The organism is Pedobacter endophyticus (assembly GCF_015679185.1).
Classification (GTDB): domain Bacteria; phylum Bacteroidota; class Bacteroidia; order Sphingobacteriales; family Sphingobacteriaceae; genus Pedobacter; species Pedobacter endophyticus.
The window spans coordinates 4,414,653-4,430,517 of sequence record NZ_CP064939.1 but is presented as its reverse complement, the minus strand read 5'-3'; the positions used below and the strand labels follow the sequence as shown (position 1 = coordinate 4,430,517).

13 protein-coding genes are annotated in these 15,865 nt (G+C 35.7%); 7 read left to right on the top strand and 6 right to left on the bottom strand.

Annotated features, from left to right (window positions below; translation table 11 throughout):
* Positions 1-31: 31 nt before the first annotated feature.
* Complete coding sequence (locus IZT61_RS18085) at positions 32-2,248, bottom strand: peptidase domain-containing ABC transporter (protein WP_196098426.1); 2,217 nt, start codon at positions 2,246-2,248, stop codon at positions 32-34.
* 141 nt (positions 2,249-2,389) lie between these two features.
* Positions 2,390-4,063, bottom strand: coding sequence for a vitamin K epoxide reductase family protein (locus IZT61_RS18080; protein WP_196098425.1), 1,674 nt, complete (start codon positions 4,061-4,063; stop codon positions 2,390-2,392).
* Positions 4,064-4,484: 421 nt separating this feature from the next.
* On the opposite strand from IZT61_RS18080, the gene IZT61_RS18075 reads away from it, so the two are divergent.
* The 5 genes from IZT61_RS18075 to IZT61_RS18055 are packed head-to-tail and all read left to right on the top strand — an operon-like array spanning position 4,485 to position 9,713.
* A complete protein-coding gene (locus IZT61_RS18075) occupies positions 4,485-5,120 on the top strand; it encodes a LicD family protein (protein ID WP_196098424.1) in 636 nt (211 codons plus the stop codon).
* 32 nt (positions 5,121-5,152) lie between these two features.
* Entirely contained in the window at positions 5,153-5,893 is a 741-nt protein-coding gene (locus tag IZT61_RS18070) for a phosphocholine cytidylyltransferase family protein (RefSeq protein WP_196098423.1), read from the top strand.
* A complete protein-coding gene (locus IZT61_RS18065; protein WP_196098422.1) occupies positions 5,893-7,026 on the top strand; it encodes a pyridoxal phosphate-dependent aminotransferase in 1,134 nt (377 codons plus the stop codon). Before IZT61_RS18070 ends, IZT61_RS18065 begins: the two co-directional genes overlap by 1 nt.
* Before the next feature lie 2 nt (positions 7,027-7,028).
* Positions 7,029-8,732, top strand: a complete 1,704-nt coding sequence (locus tag IZT61_RS18060; RefSeq protein WP_196098421.1) for a galactosyltransferase-related protein — start codon at positions 7,029-7,031, stop codon at positions 8,730-8,732.
* A 33-nt stretch (positions 8,733-8,765) separates the two neighbouring features.
* On the top strand, positions 8,766-9,713 hold the full coding sequence (locus tag IZT61_RS18055) for a lanthionine synthetase LanC family protein (RefSeq protein ID WP_196098420.1): 948 nt from the start codon (positions 8,766-8,768) through the stop codon (positions 9,711-9,713).
* A 174-nt stretch (positions 9,714-9,887) separates the two neighbouring features.
* Here IZT61_RS18055 and IZT61_RS18050 read toward each other — a convergent pair whose 3' ends face one another.
* The 4 genes from IZT61_RS18050 to IZT61_RS22340 all read right to left on the bottom strand — a co-directional run bounded on the left by IZT61_RS18050 (position 9,888) and on the right by IZT61_RS22340 (position 12,424).
* Positions 9,888-10,151, bottom strand: a complete 264-nt coding sequence (locus tag IZT61_RS18050; protein ID WP_196098419.1) for a hypothetical protein — start codon at positions 10,149-10,151, stop codon at positions 9,888-9,890.
* A 46-nt stretch (positions 10,152-10,197) separates the two neighbouring features.
* The gene (locus tag IZT61_RS18045; protein WP_196098418.1) at positions 10,198-10,401 is read right to left on the bottom strand and encodes a hypothetical protein; all 204 of its coding nucleotides are present in this window, start codon (positions 10,399-10,401) and stop codon (positions 10,198-10,200) included.
* Positions 10,402-11,749: 1,348 nt separating this feature from the next.
* Entirely contained in the window at positions 11,750-12,241 is a 492-nt protein-coding gene (locus IZT61_RS18040) for a hypothetical protein (protein WP_230383755.1), read from the bottom strand.
* Positions 12,242-12,268: 27 nt separating this feature from the next.
* Positions 12,269-12,424 (bottom strand): hypothetical protein, encoded by a 156-nt coding sequence (locus IZT61_RS22340; protein ID WP_230383754.1) that lies wholly within the window; start codon positions 12,422-12,424, stop codon positions 12,269-12,271.
* A gap of 764 nt (positions 12,425-13,188) precedes the next feature.
* Here IZT61_RS22340 and IZT61_RS22630 point away from each other — a divergent pair.
* Together IZT61_RS22630 and IZT61_RS18030 are read left to right on the top strand one after the other, a co-directional pair.
* Complete coding sequence (locus IZT61_RS22630) at positions 13,189-13,377, top strand: cysteine peptidase family C39 domain-containing protein (protein WP_196098416.1); 189 nt, start codon at positions 13,189-13,191, stop codon at positions 13,375-13,377.
* Between the two features lie 326 nt (positions 13,378-13,703).
* Positions 13,704-14,348 (top strand): tetratricopeptide repeat protein, encoded by a 645-nt coding sequence (locus IZT61_RS18030; protein ID WP_196098415.1) that lies wholly within the window; start codon positions 13,704-13,706, stop codon positions 14,346-14,348.
* The last annotated feature ends 1,517 nt before the right edge of the window (positions 14,349-15,865 follow it).

Genomic DNA, 15,865 nt, shown 5'->3' with positions numbered 1-15,865 from the left:
AAACACTTCACTTTCAACCTTATTTTGACAATTAGCTTCCAAGCTCTAGTTGGTTTTTAACGAGATTATAATATTCTCCTTTGCTTTTTGTAAGCTCAGCATGTGTTCCCTGCTCAATTATTACTCCCTTATCGAGCACTACAATATTATGGGCATTTTTAACGGTGCTAAGGCGATGCGCTACAACTATCACCGTTTTACCCTTAAAAAAGCTCTCAAGATTGTCCATAATTACCATTTCGTTATTGGCATCAAGAGAGTTAGTTGCCTCATCAAAGAAGATATATTCTGGATTTTTGTAAACTGCCCTTGCGATAAGAATGCGTTGTTTTTGTCCTGCACTTATTCCATTTCCCTCGGCGCCGATTTTTGTATGGAGCCCTAACGGCAAATCGTCTATCAGGTCATTAATATTGGCGATTTTTATTGCATGTTGTAATCTGGCGGTATCGGGATATTCATCCCCAACGGCAATATTTTTGGCAATACTATCTGAAAAAATAAAGCCATCCTGCATTACTATTCCACACTGCCCACGCCAATAGCGGTAACCAATTTGGTCTATATGGGTCGCCCCAACCTTTATATCTCCTTTTTGTGGAATATAAAATCGAAGTAACAATTTTAAAAGGGTGGTCTTACCGCTACCGCTCATGCCAACAATGGCCGTTGTTTTTCCTTCAGGAATAACAAGATCTATTCCCTTTAACACAGGCTCATTACCTGATCCTGGATAAGTAAAACGTAAATTATTGAGAGAAATATCCTTGTTTGCGGGCAACTCCATCAAAAAGGTTCTATTGATAGGTTCTTCATCTTCGATTTGATGTATTTCATTAAGGCGCTCTAGACTTATTTTGGCATCTTGCAATGATTGAATAAACCCGAGCAATTGCTCAATCGGACTGTTTACTTGACCCACAATATACTGGATGGCCATCATTCCGCCTAAGGTTAAATTTCCATCTATTACCGATTTGGCTACTATGAAGGTAATGAGGATGTTTTTTCCCTCATTAATGAAAAATGCACCAGTTTGCTGTATTTGCCCCAGTGATAGGCTTTTAACACTAAATTTAAATAGGCCTGCCTGTAAACGCTCCCATTCCCAACGTTTTTGCTGCTCACAATTATTTAGCTTAATTTCCTGCATTCCTCCAATTAGCTGTACAATTGAACTTTGATTTTTGGAGGAAAGGTCAAATCGCTTAAAATCCAGCTCTCTTCTCTTATTGAGGAAAGCAATAACCCAAAGTGAATAAAGCACGCTGCTTATCAAAAAAATAAGGAAAACATTTAGGTTGTAATAGGCCAATACACCTGCAAATACGATTAGATTAAACATTGAAAAGATAATACTCAACGTAGAACCCGTCAAAAAGCTTTGTATCCTTCCTTGATCACTCATGCGCTGCATAATATCGCCTGTCATTTTCGTGTCGAAGAAGCTCATTGGGAGCTTCATCAACTTGATCAAGAAGTCGGTTAGGATTGAAATGTTTATCCTTGTACTAATGTGAAGCAGAATCCAGGAACGAATAAAGTCGACGCTCATTCTTCCGAAAAATAGCATCGTTTGAGCGATAAGAATAATATAGACAAAATTTATATTTCGAGTATTGATTCCGATATCAACTATAGATTGGGTTAAAAATGGCACGATAAGTTGCAGCAAACTACCGACACCAAGCCCAGCAAAGAGTTGAATTACTAAGCTTTTATAACGGTAAAGATATCGCAACAGATAGCCCCAGTTTAACCCTTCGCCCTTGTCTCCGTCTTGCCCATATAAGTCTGGTGTAGGCAGGAGAGTAAGCACAATGCCCTTACTTTCTCCGTTTTGATATCCGCTTAACCAACCTTTCACAAATTCATCGTGGTTAAATGTTATTAAACCCTTGGCAGGATCTGCAATGTAATATGATGTCGACTTATTTTTACCCGCCACCTTATTCCTCGTACCTTTTACCTTATAGAGTACGACGAAGTGGTTTTGGTTCCAATGTAAAATCATTGGAAGTTCCATTTCGGCCAACTGGGTTAAGTTTACCTTGCTACCAATGGTTCTGAAACCTATTTTTTCTGCAGCCTCGCTAATGCCCAATAACGATACGCCCTCTTTATTGATACCCGAAATTTCCCTTAATCGCTGCAAGCTAAAATTTTTACCATAGTGTCTAGCTACCATGCGCAGACAGGTTGGGCCACAATCCATACTATCAAGTTGTTTAAATATCTTAAACTTCATTGTAGTGTAATCAAGTAATGCTTGTGAAAAATTTATTTGTGTTTTTTCCCTTTATCTTCAAAGCCCTTGGTTAAAAAAATATTAATAGATACTGAATGTATGTACATCATCTTCATAAATGATTGGAACGGTCACATTAATCTATTGTAAAAAAAAATACTTAAAGTCATTAGGACTATATAATGAAGGCATTTGAAAATATTCATCAATATTACTTTCATTGTCGTTCATTGAGATAAAAAAAGTGGGGGTAAAGTCTATTTGTATCTTATCGCACCAATTTTTCATCATATCGATTTTTTCCACCTGATATTTTAGTTCTTTGTGGATCGGGTGCTTCGCAGCAAAAGATTTGTAATCCATTACATCACTCAGATACCAGTCATCTAAAGCCTTTTTAAGATGCTCTTCATCATATTTTTCTGCTAACGCTAAAAAATGTTTGACTGGAGGGTTTTTAATGTCATTAATGTCATTGCTTGCCGTAAATAAAATCTGTATCTGCAAATCATCATTTTCTTGGAGAAGATTTTCCAAAGGTTTATGAGCATTGGCACATGGCCCACAATAAGGATTACAAACTTTTATTATTTTGTATTTAGCCCTTGGATTCCCTAAAGTTATACCTAGGTTTTCAGGGTTTATAGTAATTTTTCTTTCACCCATTAGCAAGGTTTTAAATATAACAGGATTATTCTTCAGTTTTTGCAGCCTAGTCAAATTATCGTTATTTGCCTTTGCCTTCTGGAAAGCTACTATAATAATATTTATAATCGCTAACGAAAAGGTGAATGCAAAAAATCCCTGGATTACGTGTCCGATAGTAATTGCTTTTAAAGCATAGATACCGTACCAGTTATCCACTGACACAGCTAAGGCCTGTAAAGTCATAATAGCCAAAACGCTAAGGCATAAAATGCACCATTGTTTGGCTACTCTCCACTGATAGTAAATCGAAAATATAAGATATGGCATTACCAATATATTCACCCATGAGAGCATAAATAAAACGATTTTATTCTCGAGGCCACCAAGTATCAGTATTAATAATATGCTATTGAAATAACTGAATCCAATGGAACTCCAGCTAAAACCGACTATTTTAGAGCCATTCGATTGTAAGATAGCCCCACAGTTTATTTTTTTTCCGCCTGTACATATTTGATTCAGAATAGGATTATATCTATCTAGTTCATACCATATCAATAAAATTGTTATTCCACAACCAGTTAGGGTTAAAAGTAAATAAACAAATGGTAGAATCATATCGAATCCACCTTGAAGAAAGTAATATATACCCAATACAATGGAAAGAATTGGAATGCATAAACTTCCCGCATATTGAGCAATTTTTTTTTGTTTTTCTGCTTGCCTTTTTTTATCGTAGTCTTTCTCACTAATTTCAGCTCCGCCCTCAATCAGTAAAACTATTCCGGTAATTTTTTCTAAAAAAGCACCCTGTTCTGAAATAGTCCAAGCATGAATTTGAGGATCAAAATAGGTAATCTGATTGCTTTTGATTTCTCTTACTACGGAGAAAAAAAAATCGTCCTTTTTATTCCCTTTCAATTGAACTATAAAAGGATCTTGTGAATCAGTAAGGGTATCTGGATCTATTTTTAACGCAATATTATCAATCCCATGACTTGTAAAAACATCTCTAATACTTAAAAGGCTCGGATAATCAGGATGCTCTTCAATTTCTTTCTTAAGTGTAGTTTTAGAAATTTTTGCTCCAATAAGGCGGACTATTAAGTCAGCGACTTCTGGGCCATTTGGCGTTGGCTCTATTAGCCTTTTGAAAAAGTTCGTCATGAAAAAGAATGCTAGCTAACTAAGCTTTTTGCTTGGAAAATCCAGGTTGTAATTGGATAAAACTAAAAAAATTAATTTATAATTATATAGTTTGATACATTTTAAAATACAAATATTGTGCGGTATAACGAAATATTTAAGATATATAAAGTCACTTCATAAGCTGAAGCAATATTGATTTATTTTTTTGAACAAAAGTTTATTACCTTTAAAATTAATGAAGACTAACCGGTGAGTTTGTTGATTGATCAAGGTGACGTTTTTACAGAAGTTGACCTTTTATATTTCTTATGTAATAGCATTCTGAAGCCTGGTATGCATTCGAAAAAAAAGACATTGTATGCCGCTGAAGTGAAAACTAGCCATGACACATTGCGACTGGGGTGTATTTGTTAAAGCAGCTATAATATTGTAAGAAAACATGAAGAATATTGATAATCGTAAAATGGTGCATGGAGTTATTTTAAAATTATTAATGGCTTTAAAAAAAATTTGTACTGTACACGACATACCATTTTGGTTAGAGTATGGTACTTTATTAGGTGCAATACGGCATAAAGGATTTATACCTTGGGACAATGAAGCAGATGTTGGCATTTTTAGGGAAGATTTTGACCGGTTAAAAAAAATAGTCGAAGCTGAATTGCCAGGACATATTTTTTTTCAGACAAAAGAAACAGATCCGGCATATGAATCTGCATCCCTTTATATTGAAGCGAAGTTAAGGGATAAATATAGTAGGTATAAAGACTTTGAGAATAGATACCCTAAACACAAATGGCACAATGGTATTCAGGTCGATATTTTTATTTATGACCCGGTAATATTAGATGGGGTTCCTTGCTATATAAATGCGTTTGAAAAAACTTTTACTAGGTGCAAATCATATTTCTTACTTGAAGAAATCGAATTCTTAAAAGAGATTCAATTCGAAGGAGAAGAATTTTTTATTCCAATCGGATATGATAAGTATCTAGAAAGGAATTATGGCGATTATATGAAATTACCCCCAGAATCTGAACGAATTTTTGAACCTGCTGAAATTGACTTACCTTAAAGGTCCTAACCATTCAATCCTTAAATAAATTTATGATAGCTATCATTCTCGCCGCTGGTTCTGGCAGGCGCTTAAAAACTAATAAACCCAAAGGAATGCTTAACATTGGTAATAAACCGCTTATTGACTATTCCATCTCAAGCCTAAAACGAGTCGGGGTGCAAGAAATAATAATAGCTACTGGTTACGGTCTGAATTATTATGAAAGATATTTTTCAATGTCGGGTTTGAAGACAGAACTCACTTTTTGCCACAACCCTGAATTTGAAAACTCTGGGTCATTATATACGCTTTATTTAGTGCTACAATCGCTGAAAAAGTATCAAGACTTAGTTATACTTGATTCAGATATCTTATATAATGTAGATGAGTTTTCAGAATTTATGCAATCTCCTTTCAAGGATGCGGTTTTTGCAACTAATGTCCCTAAAGAGCGCTATGATGCCTGTTATATTGAATCTGATATATCTGACCACTTGGTAAAAATTACAAAGAACATTAATTACATCACCCCTAATAGCTTAAACGAATATTGGGAGCATATTGGTATTATAAAAACATCCGCGGAGTCAATCAAGGATATAATTGGATATGCAGAGAAAAAAATTGCTTTTGGTGGTTCGTTGGATCATGAATATGATTATGCGTTCGAAAGTATAAATCGACCTTATAAGGTAATTAAATTCAAAGATTATGTTTGGAGTGAAGCAGACGACGATACGCAGCTAAATCATATGTTAAATAATGTATATCCCAAACTTAATTTATATTAGTGATATTTTTAACAGAATTAGAAAGTCAATTTTATAGTAAATTCTCTGAACTAAAAAGTGCTTCAGGTAGCCATTCGCCCTCGATCCATCAATTGATCAGAAGTTTTCCCAATGTAAAGATTGATATTGATGCTTGTTACCTTTGCAATCCATATGCTTTTGATCTTTTTATGGATTATTTTGTAAATGCTGATATTGAAAAGTACATCAGATTTTACCCCGCACTAAACTCTGAAATTGCAAAGAATCTAAGTGTGTTCACAGGGATTCCATCTGAAAAAATTTTGGTAGGTAATGGGGCTATCGAGTTAATCAGTTCACTGTTTAGTCAGTTTAAGAAAAAGAAAATACTTATGGTTCTGCCTGCTTTTTCGGCTTATCAGGAACTGGCTGAAGATGACAATATCATTATTCCCTATTACTTGACAAAAGAGTATGATTTTAAACTTAATGTAGATGACTATCTTACCTTACTATTATATCACAAACCTGATGTAATTTTAATAATCAATCCCAATAACCCAACAGGAACATTAATTAAAAGGAATGATTTAATCCGCATTCATACTGAACTTACACCAAGTCAGCTTTTAATTGTAGACGAAAGCTTTATTCATTTTACTGCTGAGGAAGAAAGTATCGAGTTATATGCAACGGATTTTAACAATATTATAATTATACGTTCCTTATCAAAGGATTTTGGTATTGCTGGCGTAAGAATAGGCTATGCTGTTATGCCCGAAAATTACATCGTTAACTTACAGAAAACTGGTTATCTTTGGAATTCAAATGGTTTTGCTCAATTTTTTTCAGAGCTACTGACAAAAACTGAGTTTCAACGGAAATATGCAATTTCTCGCTTGTTATACCATCAATCAAAAAACGATTTTTTTGTAGCCCTTAGTGAATTGCCAAGATATAAGGTCTACCCATCAGAAGGTAACTTTTTCTTAATCGAAACGATGGAAGACCCCTCTTTTGTATTCACTAAATTGCTTTTTGAATTTGGAATTTACTGTAGACTTCTCAGTGATAAAGTCGGGTTGAAAGGTAATTTTATACGTATAGCAAGTAAAAATCAAAGTGATAACCATAAAATAATTCTCGCCTTAAAATCAATTGCTAATTTTTGATTATGATTTTTATTTCAGCACAACCAGATGACTTCTATTTCCTATGGCAACTGCAACTGCAACTGCACAATTTTAACAGACTGGGTATCCAACCAGAAAGCATTCATGTTCTTATCGCGCATCCTAAGGGTAGAGGTTTAAGTTCTTTTTTTAAAGAATTCATTGCAGTAAATAAACAAGCCTCATTTTATTCATATGTAGATGAGAGGGTCAGCAAAAGATATTTATCCTCTGTCAGGCCTCATATCCTTGCTAAACACTTCGAAGAAAATAAATATCTGGAGAAAGAAGATATCTTTTATCATGATTCTGACATTATATTTAAAAGGATCCCCGATTTTTCAGGTATGTTAAAAAATGAAACTTGGTATGCGGCAGATACACGTAGTTATACGGGAGTAACTTACATCAAACAGACCGCGAATGAAGAGGTTTTTCAACAGATGTGTGATCTAGTTGGCGTGAAAAGCAATTTGATTGAGGACAGCGATAAGGAGGCTGGAGGTGCTCAGTATCTTTTAAAAAATGTTCCAGCTTCTTTTTGGCAAAAATTAGAAATGGACTCTGAAAGGTTATTTGTCTTGTTAAGTACTTATAACTCCAGTTTCGGCTTTTGTGATAGCAAGAATAAAATACAGGCATGGTGTGCGGACATGTGGTGTCTTTGGTGGCAGGCAATCTTGATCGGTAAACAAATTGAGATACACCCAGAACTGGGTTTCAATTGGGCACACTCATCAATTTCACTTGAAAAGCGGAACAATATCATCCATTATACTGGGAGTCTATCAGATGGCAGCGAGAAACTGTTTCGTAAAAACAATTATAGCAATTGCAGTCCTTTTTACGATGATCTTGAGCAGATCGATCAGAATACCTCAAGCTATTCAGTAGTAAAAGAAATTAGAGATTATAATCGAAAACACTTAGCTGATCGGATTGATTTAAACGACACGAGTTTTTTAATTCCTGTACGCATCGATTCCCATGAAAGATTAGAAAATGTATATATAGTTTGTCGGTACTTACATCTGTATTTTGATTCTCATATTCTTTTGATTGAAGCTGATAACGCATCTAAGATAAATAGAGATCTGTTGCCTGAAAATGTCCGTTATCATTTCATCAGGGATGAAAATCCAACCTTTCATCGAACGAAATATAACAATATGTTAATTAAATTAGCAGCCACCCCCTATATTGCTCTTTATGATACGGATGTGGTTTTTCCGATATCACAGATAGTCTCGGCGGTGACTTCATTAAGGAAGAATGAATGCCAAATGGCTTATCCCTATGACGGACATTTTTTCGGTGTTGACATTTTGATGAAAGCGATGTTCTCTAAAATGCTTGACCCAAATATTTTTGATAACAATCTAGGTAAATTAAGTGCGGGAAGTGAACGGTCTTTTGGAGGTTGCGCTTTCTTAAATAAAACAGCATATGCATCCGCTGGGATGGAAAATGAATATTTGACAAGTTGGGGTCCTGATGATGTTGAACGTTGGAAACGGATGCTCTTATTAGGTTATAACATCAAACGCTTTAATGGCAATCTGTATCATTTGCCACATCCAAGAACAACAAATAGTGGATATTGCAATTCACAAGCACGTGTAAATTTAGTAAACGAATATCTAAAAGTGTGTTCTATGGAAAAACATCAATTGGAATTATATATTAAGACTTGGAAATGGAAGTAATACAATTTAGACCGTCTGAAAAAAAAATCAATTATGGATGAAATATCTACTTTAAGTTTGAATAATCTACCAAAAGTATTAAATCACGATCTAGGGCTTTATAATGGAAAAATGGGTGCATGTGTTGCATACTATATCAAGGGAGCCTCAAACAGCCGCTATAAAACCATGGCTGCAAAAATGTTTGATGAAATAATCGACAATATAGCAAATGTTGAATGTTACAGTTTTAGCGAGGGCTTATTGGGGATTGGTTGGGCTATAGAATGGTTAAATCAGAATAATTTTATTAAACTGGATACTGATGACTTTCTGGAGGATTTGGATGACGAGATCTATAAATTAATTATGTATAGCAAAGCTAGATCGATCGACCTTAATACTGGTACAGTAGGTCGGATATTGTATTTATACAAAAGAGTAACAGCACAGAATCCAAATCGGAATTTCTATCGTGATATATGTAATAAAGAATGTTTGGTGCTATTGATAGACGAATTGCACGAAAAACTTTTGACTGGGGATAATGCCCTATTAAATAAAAGACTTTCACTACAGCCAGAAAACATAAGTAACATTTCACAGGTTTTAATTATGTTATGCAAGCTAGTAGCTTTAAGATTGAACTATGATTTGGTTAAAGAAATGATTTGTAAAGTAACGTTGAAAATAGAAGAATTTTTAACAGAAGAAACAGTAAAAAATTATGATATTAATGTGATTAACCTGATTGGGGCTTGGCTTGAAGCAGGCGACATACTATTATGCGATGAATGGGTGGCTAAGTCATATTTAGCATACGACAAAATAAAGCACTTGATTTCACTTGAAGAGTGCAGCAGTCAGCAGTTATTTATATCCAGCTGTTTTCAGTCACAATACTGCACATATACAGAGAACGACGTTTTTAGTTGTTTGGCATTATTGACACGGAACAAAAAAACAAGCAGTAGTTTTGCAGAAGCATGGCTTGTAAAGTAGATTCCATAAATGATCGTTGTTTCCTTTAATGGTCAAGATCCTCCAATGCGTTTCGGGCCATGTCATTACATGTTACTGGATTTGCCCTTGTAGTTTCTCATCCAAAAAAGCTTGGTTAATGCTCTTCTGAATGAGATATTTACCTTTTTAGGGTAGGATTGAAACTTCCGTTGGTTATACAGGCAGGCAGGTGCCGTCAATTATTTGTCCCCGAATGTTTACGCAAGCGCATGTTCCTTCTGTATCGACTTGGAGACAAACACCGGATTGAGTAGGCTGTCCGGTAATCGGATCCCGACCTGCGCATGGAGCGGCTGAACAGTTATCGTTTGGCCCGGTATAAGGCACTCCGCCTCCTCCCATGACCTTTTTCATTTGCGTTCTAGTTAGTACCTCGGCACCAGTAAAGTTTGCTTTTTTAAGGTTTAGTTTTTTCATAATGTTTGATTAGTGGTGTGAATTATAAAATATTTGCTCTAAAAATTTATTCCGCAATACGGGATTTTTGCAACTTACATTGTATTGCTTGAAAAATATCATTCTTAATAAATTTTACTGCATTATCATCTAAGCTCAATTCGGATCCTTTTATCGAGTCATACCACTCAAAAATTTCTTTCTTCTCTGCCAATGAAGCTGTATTCGAATTGTATTTTTTCAAAAGACCCAATAAGATATCTCTTTCCATAACCTTTAAACTTATACCAAATATATCTAATTCTTTTTTGAAAAACAAACAGGTGAATTGTAATAAATTGCAAAGTTGTGTTGTTGAAAACACACTGTTAAAACCTGGCCTCCCACCAGATTATCACTTATGCAATACGTGAAGCGCTGTGAACTAAAAAGAGTTGATGACAAAGATTTTCTAAAGCTTCTATTTGAAAAATACCCACAAATGAAGAAATGAAAAAGTTAGTTAAAGCATTAAACCTAAAAGACTAAAAAGGATAGCAAACTGAAAATCTGAATTGAAGCCGTGTTTTAAACAATTTGCTAAAAACCTTTTAAAAGTCTATGATGCAGTAAATAACGCAGTGACAACCAATATAAGGAATGGGCAGGTTGAAGGGCAGGTCAATCATATTAAAGAAGATGTACGGCAAGGGAGGGTTTCAGCTGCTACGAAAATGGTACTTGCAAAATCAGCATAATTCACCAAAAGTGACGGAGAACCAGTATGGGTCGGAACATCCACAACTTTCAATCACAGCCGTCGACTCAGTAGAGCACATAAAGGCTTTATCTTTTGCTACTTGCAGAATATTTTGAGACAGGTGATAGTGGGGAGTTACCGGACTTCACCCGCTGAGGGTAAAGAACTCTTGTTAGCAGGTATATAGGTTGTTGTATATTAATGTATGATGAGAACAAGCAATGACCAAAAGCTTATTTGAAAGAGAACCTGATGTTTAGGATGAGCGTGACCGCGACCGATCCTTGATCTAGTGTTTTGAATTAATAACTTATCAATGATCAGGAACGGCTAAACCTCGATGGATTCGTCGAAACCAGTTACTTTGAGGAAATCCGCTTTTTTTACCCGAACCGAACCGAGCATATCCCTCGGCGGGTTGTATTTTTCATCTCTTGGGGAAATGGTATGGATATAGGACGATATTTGTCTTTTTACAAATTTAGCATTAGCTTAATCTGCAAAACCCACGCCTACCAGATAATCCGCATTAACGTTGCAAATGGTATCTCCCGAAGCAAGTGATAGCTCAACATTTCGAGCATGACTAGGCGTGCATTATGTAGGGCAGTTACCCTGACATAACTTAATCTGCGAGATGATAACTTTTTTTGAAAGTAGTTTTTATCCAATCGCCTGTTCGGTAGGATAAATTATAATCCAAAACCCGGAATACAAGTTTTTGGTAGGAAGAATTATTAGCGATATTATTGATAAGGTTTTTTGTAAATAATGAAGCCTGTTCATCGTGATGGTGCAAAAGGTGATAGCAAATTCCCGTTTTATAGCCATCAATAAAGAATAGCAATAGGTACATGAATATACCTGTGCTTATCAGAAATTATAAATTATTTTTGTTTGAAAACGTGTCTCTTAACTTTCCCCATTGGTTCCAATGGGTTGATATCATATATCCGATGACTCTTCCATTAGGATTTTCCAATCTAAATGTAGGCTCACCAAAAACATCAGTCATTTTCCCTCCTCCCTTATAGCCATCCATTAATTTTAGTTCAGATAATAGACAAGAAAAAGATTTTTCCCCTAACGTCTCAATTTTCAATTCTTTATTGTCACTGAAGGAGAATTCTTTTACAAAAAGTCCAATTGCTGAATTCTTTTTATACGTTCGGTAAATAAACGCATAACACCCAAAGATAAAGACAACAATTGAGGAGAAAAGAAACTGAGGCTTTATCACATTGCTAAAAAAGTTACTCTTGAACATAACAAATATAATTGGTAGAGCAATAGTAAATATTGTTGCTTTTATGACATCTATCTTTCCGTCTACTATTTTTTGATTAAGGAACTCCAGCCCTTCTTCATTCATCTTGTACTCCATCATTAAGTCTAACTGTCAATATAAATGTTCGTAAAGGATGTTTGCAACGTTCCAAAGCGTATCACTCCCCTCCAAAACAAAATAGGTCCGCAATGCACCCTTACTTGTAGAAAATGTTGCCCATGCCGCTGACGCACTACCATATGCACCGGCATGGAGCGCAGCAGTCATACCATCGTTTGTAACTCACCCCATTTTGTCCTCAGGGCTATAAAAGCACCAATAACTCCACTAATTTTGGTTAGATCATTACTGTTCATTGCTAATCCCATTCCTGACAATCCATTAGCAACCATGCAATATGAAACAGCCGATGACAGGCATGTGGTTTGAATTGCCGTGTATACTCCAAAAGCCGTCTCACCTAATCCAAAAAATATTAGCTAGATAATCAAGATGAAACCCAGTATTGACTTTGGTAACGCCATTATGTACTCTTACTCCTGCCCCGCCCTCAAATTCACCACTGCCGCGAAGGATTAGCATCTTGGGATCCGTAGCCTGAAAATCCACCTTGCTCGGATCCGCACATGTGATGCAGGCAGGTGAGTAAATAATTCGTATATCCGCCATCACTTGCCTGACCAGTTACCACCATAATGTCAAGCGATTGAATTGCCGTCCAGGTATTTGATCCTGCCTCTAGATAGTAAAAGTCACATTGATTATCTAATCCGCATTCGATTCGGTATCGTCTTTAATGGACCTTTTTCCTTCAAGACTGATAGCCTTAAAACTTACGATAGCTGATCGAACGTTAATTATAGTTTTTTCATATTCATGTTTAAGAGAAAATTTATGAAAGGTATAATAATCATTTAGAATATAAAAAAATAGACAAAAAAGGTAGTTGGAAATCTTATCGATAATTATATTTAATTTTAAATTTGATATAATTAAAGACAAAAGTTACTTTAGGAAAAATATAGCTAAATATGTCTTTTAAAAGGTTCCCGCATGACAGGCAATTAGATGTGATGGAATGTGGGCCTTCGTGGCTTAAAATGATTGCCCAGCATTTCTGCAAAATCTATTGCCTCCGATATTTCAGAGATAAGTTTGGAATTACGAAAGAAGGAGTCTCATATGATAAGGTGCTAGGTAGGAAAAGGCAGCTGGGGTAACTGAGCAGCCCCGGCACCATTGTCCGTAACACCTTCTATTACCTCTGGCAATTATCAGGCTACCGTAAACGTTCAGGTGATTATTGATAGAGCATTTTGAGCTACATTCGGTATGTCCGATACAACAGACCCATTTGCAGAGTCGGTAATTGATGCGACAGGCAAAAATCTTTATATTAAGGAAAAGTAATGCTGCCAGCGAACTTCCGTTCAAACTCAGCTATTAAATTCAGAGTAAACATCAGTGCGGCAACAAATGCCGGACGAGGAAATCTAAATAGAAACATGAGTCAACTTCTCCAATTACGGATCATTCAATCTAAAATATGTTCAAAAGTAAAATAGCCGGTTTTTTTATCTTAATTTCTTTGTGGTCGATTGTCGCTTGTAACAATAGAAATGATGAAAGAAAAGTGAATTTGCAAGCAAGGGAATTGAACGACTCCGCTTCGCGGATATACTTTAAAGTCATCGGCCTTTTATACCCAAAGGACTCTTTGAAACGATCCATAGCGCTGTTTGAGAAGGCGATCCAGAAAGATTCGGATTACAGGCTTGCTTATCATAATCTTTGGAGTTGTCTGAACTATACTGGTCAGTATGCAGAATCCGAAGAGCTTTGTTCAAAATGGATCAGGCGTCATCCTGGAGACGGAGATTTTTTAATTAAAAGAGGCATACTCAGAGATGTTCTCGGTAAAGAAAAGCTTGCTAAATCTGACTATGATGCTGTTTATAACTTAATTAGCAAAGACCCTCTTCCCTTGATCAGTCCGCAACTGGATCCAGAGTCTATACAAAAAGTTACATCAAGAGCTTACAACCTGATAATCATCACCGGGCATAAGTCAGAAGCAATGAAAATCATGGAAAGCCTTAAAGAAAGTTTTCCCAATAAACCACAAATTAACGCCGCTTATGAGAATATTGTTCACCTTGACCGTAGTCAATATCTACTCGACCTGCTTTAGAAGATAAACAATAACTAACAATTGGAGTGACAGGATTGCTGAGGAGCTATTTTTACTAGTATACTGATGACAGTCATGGATATCTTACTGTCTTTGCTAGACCTGCGTAAATCACAGTTCGCCTGGAGATAATTCAAAATAAAATAGCAGTGGCAGTGGTTTTGCAAGTAGCACTGGCTCTTTTGGAAATCCAAATTATGGTGGAGAAGAGCATAATGGCTGTGGAGAGACGCCGGTTAATCCTGACGGGCACAACATAGAAGCCCAGACACTCTTAAAGGAAAATTACCTTCACCTGGCAAGGTTATGTTTATAGCTCACGATCTGGCAAGTCTTCTTCCTGTAGATCAGGCCTTTCATAAAGCAAATGTTACATCGATGGTAGTGACGAAAATGGAAACTATCTCGTCAGGGGAAAGAATTCGCCTGCTTTTAGCCGAATACACCTACCAAATATCTCAGTTGATGTTACAATGATCCCTATAATGATCAAATATCCAGAATAGTTGCCGCCGGTGCTTTGTTCCTTAAGAAATTTGAAACTTTTCTTTACCTATAGAAAACTGATCCAAACTAAATAACTACTTTCAAACCATTAAAACCAAATAGAATATGCAACTGGCATTGCAGACTGCCCGCAATAATTCGTACGAAATTTAGATCTTAATTATAATATTGATGAAAATTTTTTTTTAATCATAGGTTGTCCCCATTGATACTATTGTTGGGCAATCAAGAACCATTAAGCAAAGTAGCAACAATGAAGACCCCAACAGCAATGGAGTATAAAAAAATACGAGGCATCGGCCCTCGACACGCTTGTTTTAAGAGAGGCGCTATGACAGCCGGGTTGAGAAACCATTTTAGATTAGGAAATATATTCTCTGGATTCGAGGATAAAATGTCAACTGCCAATTCGAATCTAAGAAGGATATTGGAAAGCATGTACGATAATCCTGAATCAAGTAAACGCAATAATGAAGTTGTCAGCTGACATCGTGCAATATAAAAACGCAAAATTTGTCGTTAAGAAATCGTTCATCAAAGATGAGGGGGGGATATCACTTTATAAGTCGAGCAAAAAACGGGAATGGTTTCATAGAATCAATTTGATTCAAAAAGGCTGATGAAATAAGGGCAAAAAGATATGGGATGAATTTTTTAAACAGTTTTAAATTTAAATAAAAATTGCATTCAAAATGAAGCAACTTAGATGGATTCGATAGATTAACTTAACCCAAGTTTGTATTAGAGCTAATTTGAAACGTTTTATTTTGAAAAATCCTAGTCTGATATTGATCTTGTATTTTAATAAAAGAACCTTTACGCATAACACATATGACACACTATAAAAACCAGAAGAAATTGTACTAGAATTAGCGTTGGAAAATTGACTTTTGGAAACATGACAATGATGAAAATTCTATTTTGCAAAGTGACCTTAAAGCAAGTGAAGAGCTTAAAAATCTCATTAGCCGTTATTAACTAGATAGATCGACTGTTTGTAATTGACGGAT